Source organism: Pseudomonas fluorescens (assembly GCF_000967965.1).
Classification (GTDB): Bacteria; Pseudomonadota; Gammaproteobacteria; order Pseudomonadales; family Pseudomonadaceae; genus Aquipseudomonas; species Aquipseudomonas grandcourensis.
The window spans coordinates 1-25227 of record NZ_LACC01000023.1 but is presented as its reverse complement, the minus strand read 5'-3'; the positions used below and the strand labels follow the sequence as shown (position 1 = coordinate 25227).

Sequence of the window (25227 nt, the reverse complement as noted above, 5' to 3'; positions counted from 1 at the left end):
CTCAGGCGCGGATCACCGACTCCGGGAAGTCCTGCTCCAGTTCGCTCTTGAGCCAGTCGATAAACCACGCCACGTCCGCCGAGAGCTCGGCGGACGGCGTCAGCACCCGATAGCTTTCCAGCTTCACTTGCGCGTCCACCACCCGCACCAGCTTGCCGCTATGGAGTTCTTCGCGCACCAGCACTTCGTTGGCCAGCGCAATGCCCTGCCCGCTCTCGGCCACCGACAGCGCGTGGTCGTTGTTGACGTAGAGCATGTCCGAATTGAGGTGGATGTCGAGGTCGTTGGCGGCGAACCACAGGTTCCACCACTCGCCGTCATCGACGTGGATCAGGTTGTGTTTCACCAGGTCCGCGGGGCTGTCGATGGGCTCGACGCTGGCCAGATAATCGGGGGAACAGATCGGAAACACCCGAGGACAAATCAGGCTGGTGCGCGAGTGGGCATATTGGCCGTCCACCCCGTAGACGATGCCCAGGTCAGCGCTTTTGCCATCCACTTCAGTGAAAGTTGAATTGGGTTCGATGGCGAACTTCAAGCCCGGGCGCAGATGACGCATGGTCTCGATGCGCGGCATCAGCCAACGCTTGGCAAACCCCGGCACCACCATGATGCGCAGCCAGCGTTCGGCGTGTTTTGGCTGCGCCTCTTTTCCGGCCTCGATGATCAGCTGCAAGGCGGCGGTGATCTTGCGGTGGTACTTCTCCCCCGCCACCGTCAGGTTGACCCCGCGAGAGGTGCGCTCGAACAGTTGGATGCCCAGCCAGTCTTCCAGCAACTTCACGTGACGGCCGATGGCCGGCTGGGTCACGTGCAGGGCTTTGGAGGCTTCGACATAGCTGCCCAACCGGGCCGCGGCATCAAAGGCACGCACCGCGTTGAGCGGCGGCAAACGGTGGTCAGGCATGGTTTCCGGGCGCCTTCTGCTGTTAAATTTTTTAACAACCCCTATGTTAAAATTGAAGTTTCGCCCCCGCAACCCCTCGCTGATAATCGATCCACAGCAGAACAAAAAAACAGCTGGTTACAACACCCGAACGCAATCTCGATCCTGCCCAGAAAAATAATATCCATGGCCCGACGGCACAGCTGTTTTCAGCAGGTGCGCAGGCGATGGGGGAATCGGAGGTAACGCATGAATGCCCTGCATTCGCTGCAAACGCTGCAAACGCTGGCGGTGTCCATCCGCTCAGTGCGCAAAGTCTACGGTGATCCAAAGACTGGCCCGGTGGCGCTCAAAAGCATCGACCTGGACATTCGCGACAACGAATTCTTTACCCTTCTCGGCCCTTCGGGCTGCGGCAAAACCACGCTTCTGCGGATGATCGCCGGGTTCGAGTTTCCTACCGAAGGCGATATTCTGCTCTACGGCGAAAACATCGCCGACCGCCCGCCCTTCCAGCGCCCGGTCAACACGGTGTTCCAGCATTACGCGCTGTTCCCGCACATGACCATCGCCGAGAACCTGGCCTTTGGTCTTGAGTCCCACCCGATGGGCAAAGTCCTGAACAAAACGCAAATGGCCGAACGAGTGCGCGAGATGCTCGCCCTGGTGCAGATGGAGCGATTTGCCAACCGCAAGCCGGCGCAATTGTCCGGCGGTCAGCAACAGCGTGTCGCCCTCGCTCGTGCACTGGCGCCGCACCCCAAGGTCTTGCTGCTCGACGAACCGCTCTCGGCGCTGGACCTCAAGCTGCGCCAGGCCATGCGCGAAGAGCTGAAAACCATTCAGGCCCGCACCGGCATCACCTTCATCTTCGTCACCCATGACCAGGAAGAAGCCCTGACCATGTCCGACCGCATCGCCGTGTTGTCCGAAGGCGAAGTGCAACAGGTCGGCCGCCCGGAGGACATCTACGAACGCCCGCGCAATCGCTTCGTGGCGGACTTCATCGGTGAGACCAACTTCATCGAAGGTACGGTCACCCGTGTCGAAGACGGTCTGGCCTGGTTCGCCGGCCCGGCTGGTCATCCGCTGCCTGCACAGCCATGCAGTGATGTGCGGGTCGGTGCCAACGTTGCGTTGTCCGTGCGCCCCGAGCGTCTGCATCTGGTGCCAGCCACCACTGAAAACGCTCTGCCGTGCCGGATCGAAGCGCAGATCTACCTCGGTACCGACCTGCAATATCAGGTCAGCCTGAGCGACGGTTCACGCCTCACCGTGCGCACCCCCAACTGCGTCGACCAGAGCAAACGCTTCGCCGTCGGCAGCCAGACCGGTCTGTTGTTCGACCAGGGCAGCGCCAGCGTCCTGCACGATTGAGCACGAGGAATTGCCATGCACGCTTTACCGATTGCCAACACCCTGGAACGTCGGCGGGCCTTCCAGAGCTTTCTCGGTGTCAGCCCCGCGCTGATCGCCATCGGCCTGTTCCTGATCGTGCCGATCCTGATCGTCATCGGTTACTCGCTGATGGAGGCCAACCCCTACGGCGGGGTGAACAAGGTATTCAGCAGTGACGCCTACACCTCGCTGCTGTTCGAGCGGCAACTGGACGACAGTCTGGCCTTCGCCGACTCCTACCTGATCATTGCCTTGCGCTCGATCGGCATCGCCGGGCTGACCACGCTCATCACTTTGCTGATCGGTTTTCCGGTGGCGGTATGGCTGGCCATGCAACCGGCCCATCGTCGCGGCTTGCTGATCTTCCTGATCACCGTGCCGTTCTGGGCCAACCTGCTGATCCGCACCTATGCGTGGATTCTGCTGCTGCGCAACACCGGGGTGATCAACAACAGCCTGATGGGCCTCGGGGTCATCGACCAGCCGCTGCAACTGCTCTACACCGACGGCGCGGTGCTGCTGGGGCTGGTTTATACCTACGCGCCCTTCGTCGTGCTGCCGATCTACGCCACCCTGGAAAAAATGGACATCCGCCTGCTCGAGGCCGCTCAGGACCTCTACGCCGGGCGCGTTAGAACCTTGCGCAGGGTGGTATTACCCATCGCCAAGCCGGGAATTCTCGCCGGCGCCATCCTCACCTTCGTGCCTTGCCTGGGCGCGATGATCGCCCCGGAACTGCTCGGCGGCGGCACGCGGATGATGCTCGGCAACCTGATCTTCCGCCAGTTCAGCGATGCGCGTAACTGGCCATTCGGCGCGGCCCTGTCGCTGGTGTTGATGGCGGCGGTGATGTTGGTACTGACGGTTTATGCCCTGCGTGCAGAACGCCAGCGCATCGCCAAAGGAGGTGCGTGATGATCGGCCTGTTCAAACGCAACACGCTGGGCGTGCAGGATTTCCCGGGCTTCGGCGGTTTCAGTTTCCTGTTCTACCTGTACCTCTACGCGCCGATCGTGGTACTGGTGGCGTTCTCGTTCAACGCCAACCAGTCGGCCACGGTGTGGACCGGCTTCAGCCTCGACTGGTATCGCGCGGCCTTCGCCAACCAGGCCCTGCGCCAGGCGGCCGGCAACAGCCTGTTGATCGCGGTGTGCGCCAGCATGGTCGCCACGGCCATCGCCACCCTCGCTGCCCTCGGCACGTCACGGGGTGCGAAGTTCAAGGGCCTGCAACTGTCCATGGGCGCGATCATGTTGCCCCTGGTGCTGCCGGAAATCGTGGTCGGCGTCGCCACCCTGGCGTTGTTCTCCACCATCGGTCTGTCCCTGGGCTACGGCAACCTGATCATCGCCCATACGGTGTTCTGTATCCCGTTCGCCTTTCTGCCGATTCGGGCACGCCTGAACGACATGGACCTGTCCCTGGAACAAGCCTCGGCCGACCTGTATGCCGGCCCGTGGCGGACCTTCCGCAAGGTCACCCTGCCACTGCTGATGCCGGGGATTTTCTCCGGGCTGATGCTGGCCTTCATCGTGTCGCTGGATAACTTCGTGATCTCGATGATGGTCTCCCAGGCCGGCACCACCACCTTGCCGATCTTCATCTTCGGCCTGTTACGCATGGGCGTGACACCGGACGTCAACGCCGTCTCGACCCTGATCCTGGGCGTCTCGGTGCTGTTCGTCACGCTCTCTTATCTGCTGGGCAAAAAGAAAACCTGAACCTTCTACGTACCGTGGGGAAATAGCATGAGCAAGTTGATTGCAAGCATCGGCACTTCGTTGTTCCTGACTTTACCGCTGACTATGGTCGGCAGCGTTCAGGCCGCGGAAAAACTCAACGTGGTGAGCTGGAGCGGTTACTTTTCGCCGGAGATTCTCGCCAAGTTCCAGAAGCAGACCGGCATCGAAGTCACCGTCGACTCCTACGATTCCAACGAAACCCTGCTGGCCAAATTGAAACAGGGCGGGGCCGGTTATGACGTGGCAATCCCGTCGCACCAGTTCGTGCCGATCCTGATCAAGGAAAAACTGCTGGAGCGTTTCGACCCGGTCAACGAGCCCTACTACGCCAGCGTCGTCGACAACCTGAAAAAACCCACCTGGGACCCGGAAGGCGCCTATTCCGTGCCGTTCATCTGGGGCACCACCAGCGTGGTGCTCAACACCGAGCGCTACAAGGGCCCCACCGACAGCCTCAAGGTGCTTTACGAGCCACCGGCCGAGCTGCAAGGGCGGATCAACATGTTCGACTCGGTCAGCGACGTGGTGGACATGGCCAGCCTGTACCTGAACATTCCGCTGTGCAGTGAGGACCCTAAGCAGATGCAGCAGATTCTGACCCTGCTCAAGGCGCAGAAACCCTTCGTCAAGACCTACAGCTCCAAGGCCGGCTCGATCCGCGAAAACCTCGCCTCGGGTGAAATCGACATGTCGACCTTCTGGGGCGGCTCGTCGATGCGCGCCCGGGAGATGAAACCGAGCCTGAAATACCTGTACCCGAAAGAAGGTGTGCTGGCCTGGGTCGACAACATGGTCATTCCGGCCGGCAGCAAGAACCCGGCGAACGCCAAGGCCTTCATCGCGTTCCTCAGCCAGCCTGAAAACGCGGCGATGACCCAGAACTTCCTCAAGCACCAGAGCCCGATCAAGGGGGTGGAACCGTTCCTCGACGCGGGCCTGAAAGACGCCCCGGAACTGCACATTCCCGAAGGCACCAACGTGGTGTTCAGCAAGACCTGCGGCGAAGGCGCGATCCGCCTTGCCGATCGTCTCTGGACCAACCTGATGCGTTGATCTCTACCGCCCCGACGCGATGGCGGGGCGTTTTTCCAGCCGTCTGAAAGGCCGCTTGCAATGAACTCTAATAACATCAGCGAACTGGTCCTGTTGCAGGCCCACGAGCTCGCCGACCGCATCCGCCTGCGCCAGGTTTCCTGCCGGGAAGTGATGCAGACTTATCTTGCCCATATCGAACGCTTCAACCCGCAGGTCAATGCGCTGGTGAGCCTGCAAGCGCCAGAAGGCCTGCTGGCCCAGGCCGATATCCGCGACGCCGAACTGGCGAAAGGTCAATACCGTGGCTGGATGCACGGCCTGCCCCACGCCATCAAGGACTTGTCCCTGACCCGCGGCATCCGCACCACCCTGGGTTCGCCGCTGTACAAGGACTTCATCCCCGAGCGCGACGGCATCATGGTCGAGCGGATCAAGGCCGCGGGCGCGATCATCATCGGCAAGAGCAACACCCCGGAATTCGGCCTCGGCTCGCAAAGCTATAACCCGCTGTTCGGCGCGACCGGTTGCGCCTACGACCCGAGCAAGACCGCTGGCGGCAGCAGCGGCGGCGCGGCGGCGGCGCTGGCCATGCACCTGGTGCCGGTGGCCGACGGCAGCGACATGATGGGCTCGCTGCGCAACCCGGCGGCCTTCAACAACATCTTCGGTTTCCGTCCGTCCCAGGGCCGCGTGCCATTCGATGACAGTGCCGATCTGTTTATCGACCAACTCGGCTACGAAGGCCCCATGGCTCGCAGCGTGCGCGATGCAGCGTTGCTGTTGTCGGTGCAGGCCGGGGCCGATGCGCGGGCGCCACTGTCCATTGCCGAGCCCGGTAGCGCCTTTGCGGCACCACTGGATCGAGACTTCAAAGGCACGCGTCTGGGCTGGCTCGGCGACTTCAGCGGCTACCTGCCAATGGAGCAAGGCATCCTCTCGCTGTGCGAGAAGGCCTTTGCCGACTTCGAAAGCCTGGGTTGCCACATTGAACCGGTTCAGTCCGAATTCGCGCCAGAGAGGCTTTGGAGCAGTTGGCGGACGTTGCGCCACTGGATGGTCGCCGGCTCGTTGGGCGCGACCTATGCCGACCCGCAAAAACGTGCGCTGTTGAAACCGGAAGCCTGCTGGGAAGTCGAAAACGGCCTGAAACTCTCGGCCACCGATGTGTTTGCCGCCTCGGTGACGCGCAGCGACTGGTATCGGGCGATCTCCAGGCTATTCGAAAAATACGACTACCTGCTGTTGCCCAGCGCCCAGGTGTTCCCGTTCGATAAAACCCAACCGTGGCCCGCCGTCATCGAAGGCGTGACCATGGACACCTATCACCGCTGGATGGAGGTGGTGATTCCCGGCACCTTGTCCGGCTGCCCGGTGGCCAACGTACAGGTTGGCTTCAACGCCAGCGGCCTGCCCATGGGCCTGCAGATCATCGGCAGACACCAGGCCGACTTCGCTGTCCTGCAACTGGCGCACGCGTACGAACAGGCCAGCCGCTGGTTCCAGCGCTGCCCTTCGCCACTGCTCAGAGGATAGATTTTGATAAACGGTTGAAAGCGCAGAGAAATATTTTAGATTTATGCTTGACGCATCCCCGTTACCGGTGAATAATGCGCGCCACTTGGCTACATAGCTCAGTTGGTTAGAGCATAGCATTCATAATGCTGGGGTCCGGGGTTCAAGTCCCTGTGTAGCCACCAAGTACTAAAAACGGCTTACCGCAAGGTAAGCCGTTTTTTTATGCCTCGAGAAAAGTGCACTGCGGTGACAGGAATTCCTGCACCGCAGTATTGAAGTTATCGCATCGGATTTCGAAGGCTGCCAAGACAGTCAGGGGCAGGTCCCCTACCCCCCCGTGGCAGCAGAAACGTCATTGCCCGCGAAGGCGCTCGATGAAGCCTGCGATTCGACCGCAGGCATCACTGAGCGCTGCGTCGGATACCGTGAACGAGATGCGTACGAAGCCGGCGGTGCTGGCGCCAAAAGCGCTGGCATCGAGTACGGCAACACCGGTTTCACGGAACAGTTGCCAGGCAAAGTCCGTGCTCGACAAGCCCGTCTCACGCACATCCACCAGCATGAACATGCCCGCCTCAGGCACCTTGCACTTGAGCAGCGGCACATGGCGCAAACCTTCGACCACCAGGTCCCGGCGCCGGCGGTAAAGAGCCCGCCCTTCCCCGACCACTTGCTCATCCAGTTCCAGCGCCTTGAGCGCAGCGGCCTGAATGAACCCCGGCAAGCCGTAGAGCATGCACAGCAACAAGTTATCGAGGTGGCCGATCAGCTCTTGCGGCCCCACCACCCAGCCGACTCGCCAACCGGTCATGGCGTGGGATTTGGACAGACTGTTCAAAATGACGGTGCGCTCGGCCATGCCCTCAAGGGTGGCCACGCTCTGGTGCGGACGGTCATAGGTCAGCTGACCATAAACCTCGTCGCTGATGACCCACAGGTTGTGGCGTTGGGCAATCAGTGCAACGGCCTCCAGCTCCTCGCGGGTGTAGACATTGCCGGTGGGATTGTTCGGCGTGGCCAGGGCAATGCCACGGGTCTTGTCGGTCACCACCGCTTCCAGCGCGGCCAGGGTCAGGCGGAAGTCTTCTGCGGCCGGCTGGGCAATCGGCACCAGGCATGCACCTGATGCCTGGATGCTCGCCGCGTACGTCAGGTACATGGGTTCCGGCACCAGCACTTCATCGCCTTGTTCGAACAGGCACATGGCCGTGGCATACAAACCGTTCTGTGCGCCGGCCACCAGTGCCACGTTGTCGGCGGACACCGGCCGGCCGAGCAATGCCGACTGCTTGGCGGCAATCGCTTCGCGCAGGGCCGGGCGCCCGATCACGTGGGTGTAGTGGGTGTCGCCCTCATTGATTGCCTGAACCGCCGCCGCGCATATCTCATCGGCAGTGGCGAAATCCGGATCGCCGATGCTCAACACGATTGCATCTTCACCACGAGCCTGTGCATCACAGGCTGCGTAGTGAATGTCCCAGGCGGTGACGGTTTCGCCGCTGATGCGTTTGACCATGGACGAATATTTCATATGAAACTCCTTTTGAGCCCTTGGGCCGATGTGTCCATCGACCTTGAAGTCAGGCCTGACGTTGCGGCGTTTTGCCTATCCGGGCAAAACCTTGCTCAATGACAATCGCCAGGATGATGTAGATCACCGCCACCACCAGCAGCGGCTCATAGACGCGTAATGTTTGCGAACGCACCAGGTTTGCCGCCCCCAGCAGGTCGGTGACCGCCACGGTAGAGGCCAGCGCCGTGGCCTTGAGTAGCATCACACTTTCCCCGGCCAATGTCGGACGCAGCATCTGCAAGGCGCGCGGCATCCACACCCGGCGCAACACCAGCCAGGGGCGCATGCCATAGGCTCGCGCAGCTTCCAGTTCGCCGCGCGGTACCGCGCGCAAGCCACCGCGCAACACTTCACCGACGTACGCGGAAACGCTCAAGGTCAGCGCGAACGCCACGTACCAGAAGCCTTCTCGCAAGTACGGCCAGAACATACTGCCGCGAATCAACGGGAAGGTCGCAAAAACACTGCCCACGCCGTAGTACAACACGTAGATCTGCACCAGCAATGGCGTCCCCCGCAGCACGCTGGTGTAAAAGCGCAGTCCGTTGGACAGGAAGCGGTTCTTCGACAAACGCCCCAGCGCCACAAGCACCGCCATGAAAAAGCCGATAACCCCGGAGATCAGCAACAACTGCAGGGTCAGTCCGGCACCCTTGACCAGCTCCTGGTAAAAATTGCCCAACCAATGAAAGTCCATGCTCGCCCTCCCCTTATGCGTGCCGTGGCATCCAGCGTTCGAAGCGCACTTCGACCCGCCGGAAGACCGAGCTGGAAACCAGCGTGATCAGGTAATAGAACGCAGCCACGGCGAGGTAAAACAGCAAATAATGCTTGGTCGATGCCGCTGCCTGGCGGCCGGCTGTCAGCAACTCGCTGTAACCCACCACGCTGATCAAGGCGCTTTCCTTGACCAGCACCAGCCACAGGTTGGATAACCCGGCAATCGCGAAGGGCAGCATGCACGGCAGAATCACCCTCCTCACCAGCAAGCTGTGGGAGATACCGTAGGCGCGCGCCGCTTCTATCTGACCGTGGGGGATGGACTCGATCGCACCGCGAATGATTTCCCCCGAATAGGCGCCCTGCACAATGCCCAGCACCACCACAGCAGCCATGAACCCGTTGATCTCGACGCTCGGCTGGCCGAATGCGGCCAGCGTCAGGTTGATCAGATCGGCACCAGCGTAGTAGAGCAGCAGGATCAGCAGCAACTCCGGCACCGCGCGGTAGAGCGTGGTGTAGCAATTGGCGCAAACGACCAACCAGCGCGGGCCCTTGAGCTTGGCCATGGCCACGACCAGGCCGATGGCCAGCCCCAGGACAAAAGCCCCCAGGGAAATCCCCAAGGTCTTGACCATCCCCTGGGCCAGGGCCTGGAGCCAGCCATCGCTGAAGAACAGCCGGGAAATATCAGAAAGTGTCATGAGCACACCTGTGTTGGGTTTGCCTGAAGAAGCTGATTACTCAAGGGCCGAGATATCAGACTTGAAGTAGCGCTCACGGATCTTTTCGTAGCTGCCATCGGCACGCAGCGATTGCAGCGCCACATTCAAACGCTCGCGCAGGGCATCGTTGCCTTTGCGCACACCCGCGCCCACACCGTCGCCAAACAGCGGGTCAAGCGGCGCTACGCCCTTGCTGGCGAGCATCGAGTTGTCGGGGTTGTCCAGCATCGGCTCAACCACCAACTGGTCAGCCAGCATGATGTCGACGCGACCACTGCGCAGGTCCGCGAGGATGTCGTCCTGGTCGTTGTAATAACGGATGGTGGAGGTTTCGCCGTAGTACTTCTTGACGAACGCGGCGTGGGTGGTCGAACCCTGCACACCAATGATCTTGCCCTTGAGGCCGGCCGGGGTCGGTTCGAGTTCCATGCTGCGATCACCGATCCACAGTGCGCGGGTGAAGAAGTACGGCTGGGTGAAATCGATCACTTGCTGACGTTCTGGAGTGATCGACAACGAGTTGAGCACCACGTCCACCTGTTGCGACTTCAGGGCCGGAATCAGGCCGTCCCAGGACATTTCGTTAAGGCTGCAATCGGCCTTCATGCGCTCGCAGACCGCGGTGATCATCTCCGGTTCAAAGCCACTCCACTCGCCCTTGCCGCTCTTGAAGGAGAACGGCGGGTAAGGTTCCAGGGCGATACCAAACACCAGTTTGTCAGCAGCGAACGAGGTACTGGCGATGCCGGCCAGCAGGCAGGCTTGCAGGGTGATCAACAGAGTTTTCTTCATGTTTTGATGCCTCTTTTCAGTTTGTAGTTATCGAGGTGAAAACATCACTGCGGGTTATCCGCGGTTGTCCTGGGCCATTACGAATTGCCGGCAACGCTCACTGCGTGGATCGAGCAATACCTGCTGCGGCGTGCCCTCTTCTTCGATCCGGCCTTGATGCAGATAGATGACCTTGCTCGATACATCCCGGGCAAAGGCCATTTCGTGGGTGACCAGAATCATCGTCCGCCCCTCTTCGGCGATGCCCTGAATCACCCGCAACACTTCGCCCACCAGCTCAGGGTCCAAGGCCGAGGTCGGCTCATCGAACAGCATCACTTGCGGGCGCATGGCCAGAGCGCGGGCAATCGCTACGCGCTGTTGCTGGCCACCGGACAGAAACGAGGGATACACGTTTCGCTTGTCGATCAGGCCGACTTTTTCCAGCAGGTGTTCGGCATGCGCCGTGGCTTCCTTGCGGTCCTCGCCGAGTACGTACACCGGCGCTTCGATAACGTTTTCCAGCACGGTGCGATGGGGCCACAGGTTGAAACTCTGGAACACCATGCTCAAACGCGTGCGCAGACGCTCGACCTGACGCGGATCGGCGATCTGCGCGACGCCACCGCGCCCCGTCTTCAACCGCACTTCTTCGCCGTTGATTCTCAGGCTGCCGCTGCAGGGGATTTCCAGCAGGTTGATGCAACGCAGCAAAGTACTTTTGCCCGAACCACTTGAACCGATAAGCGAGACCACTTCGCCCTCTTTGGCGCGCATCGAAATGCCCTTGAGCACGTGGTGATCGGCATAGCTCTTGTGCAGGTCATCGATGGCGACGACCGCGGTGTCAGTGTGTGGCTGGGGGATATTCACGTGGGTGAGTGCTTGCACGTCTGGATCCTCGAATTCTGATTGTTCAGGCAGGCCGGGCAACGCCACGACTATTCGTCGTCGCGCGCCGGGATCCACCACTCTTCGCCACGCACGGTGCGTATGTACTCCGGCCAGCGGAAGCGATGGGGGGCTTGAAAGTCGGCCGGCAACAGCGGCGCCTGCCAGCGCTCACCGCCGATGCCACCGCCGGTGCGCTGGTCGAACTCGGCTTTGGCAGCCTTGAGCAAATCGTCGTTGCAGAACAGGTCGAGCAAGGTGTTGGCAATGGTTTTCGCCGCCACTTCGATCATCGGATCGATGGTCTGCGGTATGCCGCCCAAGGCATTGGAGACCCAATCCGGGTACACGTGGCCGGCGGGCGCGCTGAGCATCGGGCGGGCCACCAGCAGACGCACGGTCGGGCAATGCCAGGTGTATTCGGGGTAGTCGTCGGAAGTCAGGTACTTCTGCCATGCCGGCATTTGCAGGCGCATCTGCCGCTCGCACTCCTGCGGGTCGATCAGTTGTTCGGTGGCCGGCAGGAAGGGTTCCGCCATCGGTACCAGGCCGAGATTGCTCTGGATCTCACGGGCAATCTCGCAGGCTTCAGCCCCCCATTGCGGTGCGCCGACGGCGGCCAGGTTGCTGTAGGTCGCCCGCGCCAGCACATGGTTGGGCAGACCGCCACGGGACTTGCAGACCCAGGTCTTTTTCCACTGGCAACCGGTGGCCATCGCCGCAGCGGCGGCGTTGTTATCCATCACCTGGGAAATGGTTTCGGCCTGCTCGATCGAATCGCAACGCAGCAGGTACTGGATCTGTGACAGGTGCGGTGGCAGATTGTCGGCGGTGGCCTGCCCGGCCGTCAGGATGGCCTCGTTGTAACTCCACAAACCGGTGAACGGCAGGGTCGAACGGCGCAGGCTTTCGTTGAGGTTGTAGAAGTGCATCAGCGCATCGTTGGCGCCCGGTGCCCGGGCAGCCAGGTGATTCTGCGGAATCGGACTATAGCGGTCGGCGGCAATCCAGTTTTCCGGGTCTTCGCAGGTGAAGCTGTAGATGTAGGCGTAAGCAATGCCGCAATGGGTATCCCAGGTGGTGGTGTTGTTCAGCGGCAACATGTAGGTGGGGTGAAAACTGATGGCCGCATCCAGGTTGTCGTAGTAACCCTTGGCCGCGTGTACGGGTTTGGACGCACGGAGCTTTTCCGCCGGTTCACCAAAGAAACGAATGGTGCCCTCGATGCCGAACTCAAGCATCGCCGCCTTCGCCGCGAGCACCCCGCCCAATGCACTGATACCCAGCGCAGAGTGCGGATCGGTGTGGCCCGGGGCAAATCGCGACAGGCCTTCGCGGGGCATCTTGCGGGTGGTAGCGGCCTGGCAGTTACCGGGGACCGCATCGTATTCGGCGTAGGTCGCCAGCACCGGTCCCTGGCCATTACTGAAGGTTGCGCAAAACGCGGTAGGCATGCCGCCGCTGTTTTCTTCGACGGTGAAACCTTCCTTGCGCAACAGATCCACATACCAGGCACAGGACTTGTACTCGCGAAACGCAGGCTCCGCGTAGTGCCAGATGATCTGGTGCCAATCCGATAACTGCTGACGATGCTGGTCGACCCACTTCAGGGCAAATCTTTTCTGTAATTCCATGTGGTTCACTCCTAACGACTCAGGCAGACAGGAAAGCGGCGGCGTCCAGCTCCAGCAGAATCGGCTGACGGGTGTGGGCCTGGCTGGCAAGTACCTCGCGCAACTGCTCAAGGCTGCTTATGGCGATGTGGGCGACGTGGCAGGACTTGGCCAACGCGGCAAAGTCCGGTGGCAGGATGTCCACGCCCAATGGGGGAATATCGCGGTTGGTCATGTAGTCGCGGATTTCGGCATAACAGTGGTTGTTCCACAGCACCACGATCACCCCCAACTCCGCTTCACGGGCAGCGATCAGTTCGGCACTGGAGAACTGCACGCCACCATCGCCGACCACCGCTACTACGGGACGATCGCGCGCGGCGAGCTTGGCGCCGATGGCCGCCGGCAAGCCGTAACCCAAGGTGCCAAAGCCTGTGCCGGCGTTGAACCAACTGTTGGCTTGCGGGGCGCGATAACCCAGCGCGCCCTGATACACCGGCTGGGTCGAATCGCCGACCACGATCGGTGCGGGCAGGCTGTCGCGCAGGGTGTCGAGCATCTGCTGCATGACGTTCTGCTTGCTGCTCCAGCCGGACCGTTCAGCAGCGTTGACCTGTGCCACACGCTGATAGGCCCAGTCGCTGGCGCAAGCTTCAGGCACTGCCGCCAGGAGCGCTTGCAGCCCTTGCCCGGCATCGCCCAGCAGGCCCACGTCGGCGCGTGCCGCCCCCAGGATCTGCAAGGGATCGATGTCCAGGCGAATCAGCGGCGCATTGAGTGACAGCGGGCCGAGACCGAAGAAGTCGTAATCGGTTTCCCCCAATTCGGTACCGACCGCCAATACCACGTCGGCTTCGGCAAACAGTGCACGGCCATGCGCCGACGACTGCACCCCGTCGAGCAACAGCGGGTGCTCCGGCGCCAGCAGGCCACGGGCATTGGTGGTGAGGGCGACCGGCGCCTGCAACTTTTCCGCTAGCGCCTGCACCAGCCGGCCTGCGCCTCGGGCGCCGCCACCGGCGAGGATCAACGGCTTGCGCGCCGCCGCCAGCAGCTTCACCGCCGCCGCAATATTCGCGGCCGCCGGCGCCGGGGCTTGCGGCAAGGTACGTGGGCGCAGGTCGAGGTTGTCGGCCGGCATTTCCAGCACGTCCAACGGAATTTCGATGTGCACTGGACGCGGGCGGGCACAGCCGAACAGCGCGAAGGCGCGGGCAAGCACTTCCGGCAATTCCTCGGGGCGCTGCAAGGTATGGCTGAATGCGCAGACCCCGGCGACCACTGCACGCTGGTCGGGCATTTCATGCAGGTAGCCATGGCCCAGGCGTTGATGTTCGCGGCGGCTGGTGGTGGAAATCACCAGCATCGGCACCGAGTCGGCGTAGGCCTGGCCCATGGCGGTGAGGATGTTTGTCATGCCGGGGCCGGTAATGATGAAGCACACGCCGGGCTTGCCGCTGGCCCGGGCGTAGCCGTCCGCCATGAACCCTGCACCCTGTTCGTGACGCGGGCTGATGTGGCGCAAAGAACTGCCGTGCAGCCCGCGATAAAGCTCGACCGTGTGCACACCGGGAATGCCGAACACCGACTCCACGCCGTAGCCTTCAAGTAACCGGACGAGCGCCTGGGCACAACTGGTCATGCGAGCACCTCTTTATTCTTATTGGGAATGCCAGGCTCACAGAGACCTGAACCGAGGGCCCTAGTATTGGTGACGAAACGATTACATCAATCGAAATAAATTTGCCTCACTGTCAAATTTTATTGAACGATCTTGTTGAGCATTTGGGCGTATCACTGCCGGTCAAAGGATCATTTTGCTCACCAGTGACGGGCAAATTATTCGATTGTTGGGGCCACTCATTTTCATAAAGATGGAACCCTCGGCACTTGCCCCCTCTGTCTCAAGGAACGCTTTATGCGCGTCGAGCATCAGCCCCTGTTGACCCGCAACCCCTGTACCCAGCGGCACCTGATCAGCTTCCACTACGGTCAGCCCGGACGCGCCGGCAAGGTTTATCTGCAAGCCAGCCTGCACGCCGACGAATTGCCCGGCATGCTGGCGCTGCATCATCTGCGTGAAATGCTCGACGGTGCCGAGGCTCGCGGACAGATCCTCGGGGAGATCGTGCTGGTCCCCATCGCCAATCCGATTGGCCTCGAACAGACCTTGATGCACGACGCGATGGGACGTTTCGATTTCAACAGCGGTGAGAATTTCAATCGCCGTTATCCTGATTTGGCCGAGACAATCAAAGATCGGTTGGCCCATGAACTGACCGGGGATGCCGATGAAAATCGGCAGATCATTCGGCGCGCCATGGCCAGCGCCTTGAAACAGATTCGCCCGACCAGCGAGATCGACTCGATGCGCCAGGCACAATTGCTGCTGGCCCACGACGCCGATTTCGTCCTCGACCTGCATTGCGATGCCCAGGCCGTGGTTCACTTGTATGGAGAAACGCCCTGTTGGTCGCAGATCGAACCGCTGGCACGCTACATCGGCGCACAGGCCAGCCTGCTGGCGAGCGGTACGGGCGCCGGTTCGTTTGACGAGGCTTGCGGTCAACCCTGGTGGCGCCTGGCCGAAGCGTTTGCCGGACGCTTTCCGATCCCTTCCGGCTGCGTCGCCGCTACCGTCGAGTTACGCGGTGAAGCGGATGTCGATCATGCATTGGCCCGCGTCGATGCCGCCGCGCTCTACGCCTTCCTGCAACACCGGGGCATCCTCGCCGGCACACCTCCGCCGATGCCTGCCCTGCTCCAGCCCGCGACACCCTTCGATGGCTCACTGACCTTGCGCGCCCCCTGCGCCGGGCTCGTGGTGTTCCTGCACAAACCCGGCGCGTGGATCGAGCGTGATGAGCCGGTGGTGCACGTCATAGACCCCATCACTGGCGCTACGCAGGTTGTATGCAGTTCCACCCGTGGCGTGATGTACATGCGCAGTGCGATTCGATTTGCGGCAGCGGGGGTCGAATTGTGCAAAGTGGCCGGGGCTACGGCACTCGAAGGCGGTGTAATGGTTTCGGCGTGATGGTGCCGCGGTCACAGGCAAGCCTGAACCGCGGCCATCGAGCCACTGAGGGGTGTCAGTTGCGAACCGTCGGTAATGCCGACAGCGCCCGCTCCCAGATCTGCCAGGTGCGCAGCCAGACCATCGCCTGCCAATCGCTGTCGGCGGGATAGAACTGCTCGAGCAGACTCAGCTTGATCTCGCGCCCTGTTACGTCATTCGGGTTGCCGTGCAGATGCAGCCAGTGGTCATCGCGCAGATGACGGTGAACGTCCGGCCCCGGGTAAGTCCCGCACTCAATGACAAACGGCATCAAGCGAACCTGCGGCAACGCATTGATCAGCGCTTGCGAGGTGTAGCCGGTGGCCGTTGCCGCCACGCCGGTTTCGCTGACGGTGTCGGCACCGGTTTGCAGGCTGTAGAGCCACGGGCCATAAATCGCCTGCGCATCCGCCAGTGCCGGATAGGCGGACTCGGTGATGGTCAACAACATCGGATGACCGTACTCGCCAGCGCCCGTGTGCAGGTCGAAACACATCGCGACCTCGGCATGGGCCACGTGCTTTTGCACGATTTTGTGCAGCGTGCGGTTCGACCAGCTCGGCGCCAGCCCGCCGAAAAACAGGCCGTCGGGATGAGCATGCTGACCGCCCTCGACAATCGACATGACTGCCGGCCAGCCGTGCAGGCGAATCTGCTCGTCGAGCAAGGCATCGGCACGATCACGCTGCGGACCGTGCAACTGCGGGCAGGCATAGATTTCATGCAGGGCGTTGTAGGCCTGGTTGTCTGGCAGCGGTCGCTGGAAATCCAGGTGATTGCGGTTCAGGTCGATGTTGTCTTCGTTGACCCGGCGCAACCACGCCATGCCCCAAGGGTTGATGGCATGGATCATGACCACGGCGACGTCCGCTGGCAGGGAGCGCTTGCCCAACTCCTGCAGCCATTTGATCTGGCAGCCCGAACCATAGAAGCCTTCGACCCCGTGAGTGCCGCTCAACGCGATCAGCAGCCGTTTGGCGCCCGGATCCCCCAGCACCGCCACATCGGTACTCAGGGGCTCGCCGAAGGGTCCTTTGAGCGGGTGTGGATACTCCGTCAGCGTTGCGCCCGCCGTGGTGGCTGCGGCCAGGAACTGTTCACGCTGGGTGCGATAGCTGGACTGGGTGGGGAACTCGGTTTGCATGTCTGCCTCTTGTTGGTTTTCCGGCCTGCCTGTTAGCAATGACCCTACAGAAAATCCCGCCATTGATGAAGGACAAAAACGTCGGTGCCGCAGGACCCGGTTTGCGTCCCTACCGGTCGGCCGATAAAGTCGGCTGATCGTAGATCCAACGGACGGAGTACCCCACGTGTTCTCAACCTTCCCTTTGCGCCGCTATCGCCTGCCAGCCCTGGTTCTGCTCGCCAGCGCCTTGACCCTTACCGCGTGCAACAACGCTTCGGTGCCGACGCTGCCACTCGCACCGGAAAGCGCTTCCGGTTTCCGCACCGACCTTAAAACTCAACACGCCGAGAAATACATGGCTGCGGCAGCCAACCCGCTGGCGGCCGAAGCCGGGCGGGAGATGCTGCGCCGGGGCGGCTCGGCCATCGACGCGGCGATTGCGATGCAAGCGGTGCTGACGCTGGTCGAGCCACAGTCTTCGGGCATCGGTGGCGGCGCATTGATCGTACTTTGGGATGGCAAGGCCGTGCGCACCTACGACGGGCGTGAAACCGCCCCGGCCGGCGCCACCGAGAAGCTTTTCCTGCAAGCCAATGGACAACCGATGGGGTTCACCCAGGCGCAGATTGGCGGCCGCTCGGTGGGCACGCCCGGTGTATTGCGCGCCCTGGAACTGGCCCATCAAAAACACGGACGCCTGCCCTGGGCGCAGCTGTTAGAACCAGCCATCCGGCTCGCCGAACAAGGCTTCGCCATTTCGCCACGCCTGCACCAGTTGATCGCCGCAGATTCGTCCATGCCGCGCTCAGCGGAAATGATGGCTTACTTCCGTAATGCCGATGGCAGCCCAAAAGCCGTCGGCACAAGCTTGAAGAACCCGGCACTGGCCGCCGTGTTCAAACGCATCGCCCATGAAGGCCCGGATGCCCTGTACAAAGGCCCGGTCGCCGAGGAAATCGCAGCCAAGGTGCAGGGTCACGCGAACCCCGGCAGCCTGTCCGTGAGCGATCTCGCCAACTACCAGGCCAAGGAGCGCGCGCCACTGTGCACCGACTACAAGCGCTGGCAAGTCTGCGGCATGCCGCCGCCGTCGTCGGGCGGGATCGCCGTGGCGCAGATCCTCGGCACGCTGCAAGCCCTGGAGACCCGCGATAAACGCTTGGCGCTGGTGCCGCTGAAACCGGTCAAGACCACGGCCCCGGCCGGCATCGAACCCGACCCGCAAGCCGTGCACCTGATCTCTGAAGCCGAACGCCTGGCCTACGCCGACCGAGCTCAGTACGTCGCCGATACAGACTTCGTACCCGTGCCGGTCAAGGGCCTGGTCGACCGGACCTACCTCGCCAGCCGCGCCGCCCTGATTGGCGAACGCAGCATGGGCACGGCCAAACCCGGCACGCCGCCGGGCATCCGGGTGGCCTATGCGCCGGATCGTTCGCCGCTGCGGATTTCCACCTCGCAAGTGGTGGCCGTCGATGACACCGGCGGTGCCGTGTCGATGACCACCACCATCGAATCGGCGTTCGGCTCGCACATCATGGTTCAGGGTTTCATGCTCAACAACGAGATGACCGACTTCTCGTTCATCCCCGAGGAAAACGGGCAAAAAGTCGCCAACCGCGTCGAGCCTGGCAAACGCCCGCGCTCCTCCATGGCCCCGACCCTGATCTTCGACCGCCAGAGTGGCGAATTCCTCGCCACCGTCGGTTCCCCCGGCGGCTCGCAAATCATCGAATACGTGGCCAAATCCACCATCGGCCTGCTCGACTGGAACCTCGATGCCCAGGCGGCCATCAACCTGCCCAATTTCGGCAGCCGCAACGGCCCGACCGAACTGGAACAGGGGCAGTTCAGCCCGACGCTGATTCAGGCGCTGAAAGACAAAGGGCACAGCGTGAGCGAGATCGACATGACCAGCGGGACCCAGACGATCGTCCGGGTCAAGGACGCCCAAGGCAAAGCGTCGCTGACAGGCGGGGCCGATCCACGGCGTGAGGGGCAAGCGTTGGGGGATTGAGTCGTACGCGTGGATGAGAAAGGGCTTACCGGTGGGTAGGCCCTTTTTATGTACACAAGCGAAAATCAGCAGCGCTTATCGACTGATCTTCAACCCCTGCCGAACCTGGTGTTTTTCCAGCGCCAGTTCGATCAGTCGCGTCACCAGTTCGCTGTAGGTCATGCCGGTGGCCTGCCACAGCTTCGGGTACATGCTGATGCGGGTGAAGCCGGGCAGCGAGTTGATTTCGTTGATCAGCACTTCGCCGCTGTCGGTCAGGAACACGTCGACGCGGGCCAGGCCGGAGCAGCCCAGCACCTGAAATGCCTCGACGGCCAGGGCGCGAATGCGTTCGCTGGCCTCGACGCTGATATTGGCCGGTACCACCACTTCAGCAGCCGTGTCGTCGATGTACTTGCTGTCGTAGGAGTAGAACCCGCTGCGTACCACGATCTCGCCGCAGCCACTGGCGATGGCGTCTTCATTGCCGAGCACCGCGCATTCAATCTCGCGGCCGCTGACGGCAGATTCGATCAACACCTTGGTATCGAAACTCAAGGCCAGTTCCACCGCAGCACTGTACTCAGCCTCGTCGGTGACCTTGCTCACGCCCACGGAAGAGCCCTGATTCGCCGGTTTGACGAACAGCGGCAAACCCAACTTGCCCCGCACCTCGGCAAACCCGGTGCGCGCCGCCGTGGCGCGGGTCAATGTCACGAACGGCGTCACGGCCAGGCCGGCATCGCGCAGCAGGCGCTTGCTGATGTCCTTGTCCATGCACACGGCCGAGCCGAGCACATCGGAGCCGACAAACGGCAGATCGGCCATGCGCAGCAAGCCTTGCAGGCAACCGTCTTCACCGAGGGTGCCGTGGACAATCGGGAAGATCACATCGACGTGACCGAGCATTTCCTGGCTGGAGGTTTCCACCAGTTGCTGAGTGGCTTTGCCCGGCACCACGGCCAGTTCGCGGTTGGACTGGTTGAGCGCGATCAGCGCCGGGTTTTCCTGGTTCAGCAAAAAGCTGGAAGGGTCGTTGAGGTGCCAATGGCCTTGTTTGTCGATGCCGATCAGTACCGGCTCGAAGCGTGAACGATCCAGCGCATCGACGATGTTTTTCGCCGACTGCAACGACACCTCATGCTCGGCCGAACGGCCCCCGAAAATGATCCCCACACGCAATTTGCTCATGACCTGGCCTCATCCTGACAAATAAAAAACAACCTGTAGCGAATGCGCCCCACGGTGCAGTATTTGCTCTTGGTTTTCTAGCCGATAAGCCGCCTTCCGATCAGAAGACAGGGAACCGCCGGCTGGGTTACCGTGTTGTGCATCAAGCTCAAGACGATCATCACCATGGCCAAGCGTCCGCCTCGCAATGACTGGTTCCTTCGCGCGCCCGATGTCGGCGGGCTGCAGCGTTTCGAGGCGTTTTTTGCCGGCCATGGCTACGACCTTCACCGCCACGACACCTATGCCATCGGCCACACCCTGGCCGGGGTGCAGAGCTTTCAGTATCGCGGCGGCTGGCGTCACAGCCTGCCGGGCGCAACGATCGTGCTGCACCCGGACGAAGCCCACGATGGCGAGGCCGGGACCGAGTCCGGTTTCCAGTACCGGATGATGTACATCGAACCGGCGCTGATCCAGCAGATGCTCGGCGGGCAAGCGCTGCCGTTCATCAAGACCGGGTTGTCGAACGATCCCCGCCTGTTCGCCGCCACGGGCGCTTTGCTGCACAGCCTGGATTGCCCGCTCGATCCACTGAAGGAACAGGACGCGCTGTTCGATCTGGCACAAGCCATGAGCGCGGTTTCCGGTGCACCGGGCAAACGCTCGGGGTTCGATTACGTGGCCGCGCAGCGGGCGCGGGAATACATCCATAGCGCCCTGGATCGCACCGTGACCCTGGAGGAACTGGCACAGCACAGTGGTCGGGATCGCTGGAGCCTGTCCCGGGATTTCCGCTTGTTGTTCGGCACCAGCCCCTACCGCTACCTGACCATGCGCCGCCTGGACATGGTCCGTGCGCTGCTGATCCAGGGTCAGAGCCTGGTCAGCGCCGCGCTGATCGCAGGTTTCACCGACCAGAGCCACATGACGCGGCAATTCAGCAAGACCTACGGCCTGTCACCGGCCCGCTGGATGAACATGCAGCGCCGTTGAGCCACGCACAATCGTACAAGAAGCGCGTTGAGTCGCTGGCTATCGTGGGTTCACCAACCTCCATGAGAGCTGTTACATGAACGCTTACGAAAGCCTGAACTTCGCTGAAAAAATCAGCCGGATCGATTCCCACTGGTCGCCCCGGGTCATCGCCGAAATGAACGACTACCAGTTCAAGGTGGTGAAGTTGCTGGGGGATTTTATCTGGCACGACCACCTCGATACCGACGAAACCTTCATCGTGCTCGAAGGCCGGTTGCGCATCGATTTTCGCGATGGCCACGTGCTGGTGAACGCAGGGGAAATGTACGTGGTGCCCAAAGGCGTCGAGCACAAACCCTGTGCCGAGCAGGAGGTAAAACTCCTGCTGATTGAACCCAAGGGCGTGCTCAACACCGGCAGCGAAGGTGGTGAGCGCACGGCCGAGAATGATGTGTGGATTTGAGCGCTGACCGGCTCAAGCCTGCAAGGTCTTGCCGTCCACCGGCTCACCAATGGTCAGGAAGTGCCCGCCCGCCACGTGGTGCAAAGTGCGCAAGGCATCTTGCCCTTCGAAGTGCCAGCGCCCTTCGCTGAACACACGTTCGTCAGCCTGGGCGGCAATCACTTCGGCCAGGAACAGATCGTACTGCTGGTGGTTGTTCGGCTCGGGCAGCAGGCGACATTCCAGCCAGGCCACGCAGCCTTCGAGCATCGGCGCATCAACCGACTCGCCGGTGAACGTCTGCAAGTCGTAGGTCTCAAACTTGTCGCGCCCCTGACCCTGGGTCAATTCCAGGCCGGAGGTCGAACCGACGGTCTGCACAATGTCGACCTGGGCGGCGCAAGGAACGTTCAGCACAAAAGTGCCCGAGGCCTCCAGCAACTGGCGAGTCCAGGTGGACTTGTCCAGCACCACGGCAATTTTCGGTGGTTCGAAATCCAGCGGCATGGCCCAGGCTGCCGCCATGATATTGCGCTGACCACCGTGGGCTGCGCTGACCAGCACGGTCGGGCCATGATTGAGCAGACGATAGGCCTTGGACAAGGGAACCGGACGGCGGTGGGAAACGCTCATGGAAGTCTGCTCCAGGGGGAAAAGAGCCGATTGTAACGACATCCCAAATGAAAATATCGCAGCCTGCGGTCGCTCCTTCAAAGTGGTCCATCACCCGAGCAGGTACCATTCAACCGCTTGTTCGTGTCGTGTGATCCTGTCGGAAAAGGGCCAAATGCGCATCTGGTAGCGCTGGACCAGTTGTGTCGGCAAGATCTCGCCCTGTTCGAAATACCGAGCGACGCTCCTGTCTACTGAGTGGTGGCGGGGAAGCCAGCCCACCTTCCAGTATCCACTTACCGGACAGGCTTGGCCGCTATGGCAGTTCGGTGCCGACAAATGAGATTGGCTAAATGCAGGCGATCCCGGTAGCCCCTGTCCAGTGGCCGGATCCAGAAGCTTGGCTTTGGCCAGTTGGTTGATCAGCGCTTCGCTGGGTTTTTCAGGGGGGACATTGGCCAGGCGTTCTTCGAGCCATTTGAGTTTGCCGTCCCAGGATGGCAACGGCGCGGGTGGCAGTGGGACGATTTCGTTGATCTCGGGGACTTTGGGATTGGCGTAGGAGTAGCCCGAGAGGATTTTCCAGATTTTTTCGTAGCGATCGGCGCGTTCGAGGTCTTCCTGTTGACCGAGGTAGTGCAAGCGATTATCTGGCTTAGGGTCACGGAAGCCTTTTTCCAATCGGCCGGCAGCGCCGTCGTTACCAGCTACAACGCCCATCTGGAAGAGCTCAAGCGCTTCTTGGTACTTTCCTTTGTTCTTAAAGTGGACCCCTAGGGCGAGGGCTGATTTACCATGACCTTGTTCTGCTGCGCAACGGCGCATCTGCCGGGCAACGTCCGGGGCGACGTCGATCGGCGCCAACTTGTCTGCGATATAGGCTTGAGCCAGTGCATTACCTTCATCAGCGGCTTTGCGATAGTAACGCAACGCTATTTCGTGATCTTTCTGCAGCCCGGCTGCGCCGTGCTGCAGGAAGATGCCGACAAAGTAATATCCCGTTGCCACTCCGGCGTTGATCAGTTGCTCACTCATGCGCAAATGCTCTTCACCACGGAGTTTGAAAGTACCGCGCATGGCACCGTTCTGCAGGTTGATATTGGCTTTGTAATGGCCGTTCTCACTGGCGATGCGGTACAAGCGCTCGATCTCTGCATCAACAGTCTTGTCCTGTTTGAGTTGATTGTTCTTTTGCAACCAGCGCGCGTATTGGAACAGCATATCGGCCTCGGCGGAGGTCGCCGGAATTGTTTCGTGTTGGCAGGTAAAGGCGAGACTAATGTTGATATCGGTGAGCGGGTTTACAAAGTCCACCGACAAAGGCTCGGCATTGTTAGCGCCACAGCCGGTCAAGGCGATGAGTATCAAACAGCCCCATAAATGCTTAGGCCTCACCGAACAATATCCATTCGATGTTTTCCTCTGCGACGGTAATTCGGTCGGCGAGCAGGAAACGGCTATGGCTACGCCGGACGTTCAGGGTCGGCATCATTTCGCCTTTCTCGAAACGTCGGATCTCGTCGACGATGCCTTCCGCTTTCCAATAGCCGGATTGCGGGCAGGCTTGACCGCTGTTGCAGGTCAGCTTGCGGTAAGGCTCCCGGATGAAATCGGGAGATGCTGGCAGCGGTCGACCGGAAGTGGGGTCTAGGAGTTTGGCCTTGGCCAGTTGGTGGATCAGCGCTTCGCTGGGCTTTTCTGGTGGGACGTTGGCCCGGCGCTCTTCGAGCCATTTGAGCTTGCCGTCCCAGACAGGGAGTTTGGCCGGTGGCAGCGGGAGGATTTCGTTGATTTCGGGGACGTTGGGGTTGGCGTATGAGAAACCCGCAAGCGTTTTCCGAATTCTTCTGTAACGTTCGGCACGCTCAGGGTCTTCCGCCTGGCCGATGTAGTCCATCAAATTGGACTTAGGAGGGCCGCTAAATGCATCCTCCAAGTGACCAGCGGAATGCTCGTCTCCGCCGGCAACGCCCATCTGCAAGACTTCTATTGCTTCGCTGTATTTTTGTTCATCTCTCAAATAAATCGACAACATGACAGCAGCTCTGCCATGCCCCTGTTCAGCAGCACAACGGCGCATCTGCCGGGCAACTTCTGGGGCAATACTCTTTGGCGCCAGCTTGTCCCCCACATCGTATTGCGCCTGGGCGTTGCCTTTATCTGCGGCCTTGCGAAAATAACGTAACGCCATCTCCGGATCCTGCTTAAGCCCGGCCGAACCCTGCTGAAGAAAGATCCCCACAAAGTAGTAACCTGTCGCCACACCAGCATCCATCAGTTGTTGACTCAAACGCAGATGTTCGGCGCCACGCAACTGGAATCGTTGGCGCATCGACCCGTTTTGCAGGTTGATGTTGGCTTTGTAATGTCCATTCTCGGCGGCGATGCGGTACAACCGTTCGATTTCGACATCGACATCGACAGTTTTGTCCGGTATGAGCTGATTGTTTTTCTGCAACCAACGGGCGTAACGAAACAGCACGTCAGATTCAGCACTGACTTCCGGGATATTTTCGTGGGCACAGGTGAAAGCCAGATTGGCTTTGATTTCCGTCAGAGGTTTCACATGAGGATCCTTCTTCAGATAGTTGAAGGTGCTGCGGCTATCGCAAGCCGACAACAGCAGGCAGGTGAGCAAGAGAAAACGGCGCATCAGTCGAGGTCGCTCAGTTTGGCCTTGCCGTAGTAAAACTCGACAAGTGGGGCGTCAGGCGTTGTCTTGTCTTCCTGGCGTTTTTTGTTTGTTTCGATGATTTTCTGCCAAGCCTTGAATGCATCACCCACATCCTCCTGCACCCCCTTCCCATCCGTATGCAGATCCCACAACCGCCGCCTAATTGCCTGGGTCACACTCATCCACTCATGGGCAATGTTCAGCTCGCTATCGACCTGCATGCTCCGGGTATTGATGTTGGCCGAGCCGTGGGTGGTGAACACGTCATCGACGATCATCAACTTGGAGTGGACGTACACCGG

General features: G+C 60.9%; 23 protein-coding genes and 1 tRNA gene. 10 read left to right on the top strand and 14 right to left on the bottom strand.

The features are described from left to right. Window position 1: 1 nt before the first annotated feature. Window positions 2-907 carry a LysR substrate-binding domain-containing protein gene (locus VC35_RS18490; RefSeq protein ID WP_046041859.1) on the bottom strand — a complete coding sequence of 302 codons (906 nt, stop codon included), beginning with the start codon at window positions 905-907 and terminating at the stop codon, window positions 2-4. A gap of 228 nt (window positions 908-1135) precedes the next feature. Between VC35_RS18490 and VC35_RS18485 the strand changes: the two genes are divergently transcribed. From VC35_RS18485 to VC35_RS18460, 6 genes are all read left to right on the top strand, one after another. Continuing rightward, complete coding sequence (locus VC35_RS18485) at window positions 1136-2263, top strand: ABC transporter ATP-binding protein (protein WP_046041858.1); 1128 nt, start codon at window positions 1136-1138, stop codon at window positions 2261-2263. A gap of 15 nt (window positions 2264-2278) precedes the next feature. Then, the gene (locus VC35_RS18480; protein WP_046041857.1) at window positions 2279-3199 is read left to right on the top strand and encodes an ABC transporter permease; all 921 of its coding nucleotides are present in this window, start codon (window positions 2279-2281) and stop codon (window positions 3197-3199) included. Further along, window positions 3199-4005 (top strand): ABC transporter permease, encoded by an 807-nt coding sequence (locus VC35_RS18475; protein ID WP_046041856.1) that lies wholly within the window; start codon window positions 3199-3201, stop codon window positions 4003-4005. Before VC35_RS18480 ends, VC35_RS18475 begins: the two co-directional genes overlap by 1 nt. A 27-nt stretch (window positions 4006-4032) precedes the next feature. Continuing rightward, entirely contained in the window at window positions 4033-5079 is a 1047-nt protein-coding gene (locus tag VC35_RS18470; RefSeq protein ID WP_046041855.1) for an ABC transporter substrate-binding protein, read from the top strand. A gap of 60 nt (window positions 5080-5139) precedes the next feature. Next, entirely contained in the window at window positions 5140-6594 is a 1455-nt protein-coding gene (locus VC35_RS18465) for an amidase (protein ID WP_046041854.1), read from the top strand. A gap of 87 nt (window positions 6595-6681) precedes the next feature. Continuing rightward, window positions 6682-6758 (top strand) — tRNA-Met (locus tag VC35_RS18460). A 170-nt stretch (window positions 6759-6928) separates the two neighbouring features. Here VC35_RS18460 and VC35_RS18455 read toward each other — a convergent pair. From VC35_RS18455 to VC35_RS18425, 7 genes are read right to left on the bottom strand one after another with little or no spacing between them, the layout of a single operon-like run. Next, the gene (locus VC35_RS18455) at window positions 6929-8107 is read right to left on the bottom strand and encodes a pyridoxal phosphate-dependent aminotransferase (protein WP_046041853.1); all 1179 of its coding nucleotides are present in this window, start codon (window positions 8105-8107) and stop codon (window positions 6929-6931) included. Window positions 8108-8156: 49 nt separating this feature from the next. Next, a complete protein-coding gene (locus tag VC35_RS18450) occupies window positions 8157-8846 on the bottom strand; it encodes an ABC transporter permease (protein WP_046041852.1) in 690 nt (229 codons plus the stop codon). 13 nt (window positions 8847-8859) lie between these two features. After that, window positions 8860-9573, bottom strand: a complete 714-nt coding sequence (locus VC35_RS18445) for an ABC transporter permease (RefSeq protein ID WP_046041851.1) — start codon at window positions 9571-9573, stop codon at window positions 8860-8862. Window positions 9574-9609: 36 nt separating this feature from the next. After that, window positions 9610-10386, bottom strand: coding sequence for a transporter substrate-binding domain-containing protein (locus VC35_RS18440; protein ID WP_046041850.1), 777 nt, complete (start codon window positions 10384-10386; stop codon window positions 9610-9612). Window positions 10387-10440: 54 nt separating this feature from the next. Then, window positions 10441-11256: an ABC transporter ATP-binding protein gene (locus tag VC35_RS18435; RefSeq protein WP_404942362.1), complete on the bottom strand. Its 816-nt coding sequence runs from the start codon at window positions 11254-11256 to the stop codon at window positions 10441-10443. A 50-nt stretch (window positions 11257-11306) separates the two neighbouring features. Next, window positions 11307-12890, bottom strand: coding sequence for a zinc-binding metallopeptidase family protein (locus tag VC35_RS18430; RefSeq protein ID WP_046041849.1), 1584 nt, complete (start codon window positions 12888-12890; stop codon window positions 11307-11309). 19 nt (window positions 12891-12909) lie between these two features. Beyond that, window positions 12910-14511, bottom strand: coding sequence for a 5-guanidino-2-oxopentanoate decarboxylase (locus VC35_RS18425; RefSeq protein WP_046041848.1), 1602 nt, complete (start codon window positions 14509-14511; stop codon window positions 12910-12912). 276 nt (window positions 14512-14787) lie between these two features. Here VC35_RS18425 and VC35_RS18420 point away from each other — a divergent pair, with 276 nt between their 5' ends. Beyond that, window positions 14788-15906 (top strand): succinylglutamate desuccinylase/aspartoacylase family protein, encoded by a 1119-nt coding sequence (locus VC35_RS18420; RefSeq protein WP_046041847.1) that lies wholly within the window; start codon window positions 14788-14790, stop codon window positions 15904-15906. Between the two features lie 55 nt (window positions 15907-15961). On the opposite strand, the gene VC35_RS18415 is transcribed toward VC35_RS18420, so the two are convergent. After that, a complete protein-coding gene (locus VC35_RS18415; protein ID WP_046041846.1) occupies window positions 15962-17071 on the bottom strand; it encodes a DUF2817 domain-containing protein in 1110 nt (369 codons plus the stop codon). Between the two features lie 166 nt (window positions 17072-17237). Here VC35_RS18415 and ggt point away from each other — a divergent pair, with 166 nt between their 5' ends. Continuing rightward, entirely contained in the window at window positions 17238-19070 is a 1833-nt protein-coding gene (gene ggt / locus VC35_RS18410) for a gamma-glutamyltransferase (RefSeq protein WP_046041845.1), read from the top strand. Between the two features lie 75 nt (window positions 19071-19145). Here the strand turns inward: ggt and ddlA are convergent, their stop codons facing one another. Next, window positions 19146-20240 (bottom strand): D-alanine--D-alanine ligase, encoded by a 1095-nt coding sequence (ddlA, locus tag VC35_RS18405; protein WP_046041844.1) that lies wholly within the window; start codon window positions 20238-20240, stop codon window positions 19146-19148. 165 nt (window positions 20241-20405) lie between these two features. Here ddlA and VC35_RS18400 point away from each other — a divergent pair, with 165 nt between their 5' ends. Together VC35_RS18400 and VC35_RS18395 are read left to right on the top strand one after the other, a co-directional pair. Next, entirely contained in the window at window positions 20406-21215 is an 810-nt protein-coding gene (locus VC35_RS18400) for an AraC family transcriptional regulator (protein ID WP_046042015.1), read from the top strand. 76 nt (window positions 21216-21291) lie between these two features. After that, window positions 21292-21660, top strand: a complete 369-nt coding sequence (locus VC35_RS18395) for a cupin domain-containing protein (protein ID WP_046041843.1) — start codon at window positions 21292-21294, stop codon at window positions 21658-21660. 12 nt (window positions 21661-21672) lie between these two features. Here VC35_RS18395 and VC35_RS18390 read toward each other — a convergent pair whose 3' ends face one another. The 4 genes from VC35_RS18390 to VC35_RS18375 all read right to left on the bottom strand — a co-directional run. Next, entirely contained in the window at window positions 21673-22272 is a 600-nt protein-coding gene (locus VC35_RS18390; RefSeq protein ID WP_046041842.1) for a flavin reductase family protein, read from the bottom strand. Between the two features lie 90 nt (window positions 22273-22362). Beyond that, complete coding sequence (locus VC35_RS18385; RefSeq protein WP_221174492.1) at window positions 22363-23619, bottom strand: SEL1-like repeat protein; 1257 nt, start codon at window positions 23617-23619, stop codon at window positions 22363-22365. A 16-nt stretch (window positions 23620-23635) separates the two neighbouring features. Then, window positions 23636-24904: an SEL1-like repeat protein gene (locus VC35_RS18380; protein WP_046041841.1), complete on the bottom strand. Its 1269-nt coding sequence runs from the start codon at window positions 24902-24904 to the stop codon at window positions 23636-23638. Continuing rightward, window positions 24904-25227 (bottom strand): phospholipase D-like domain-containing protein (locus VC35_RS18375; protein WP_046041840.1); only part of this gene is annotated, 324 nt, incomplete at its 5' end. The genes VC35_RS18380 and VC35_RS18375, both read right to left, overlap by 1 nt.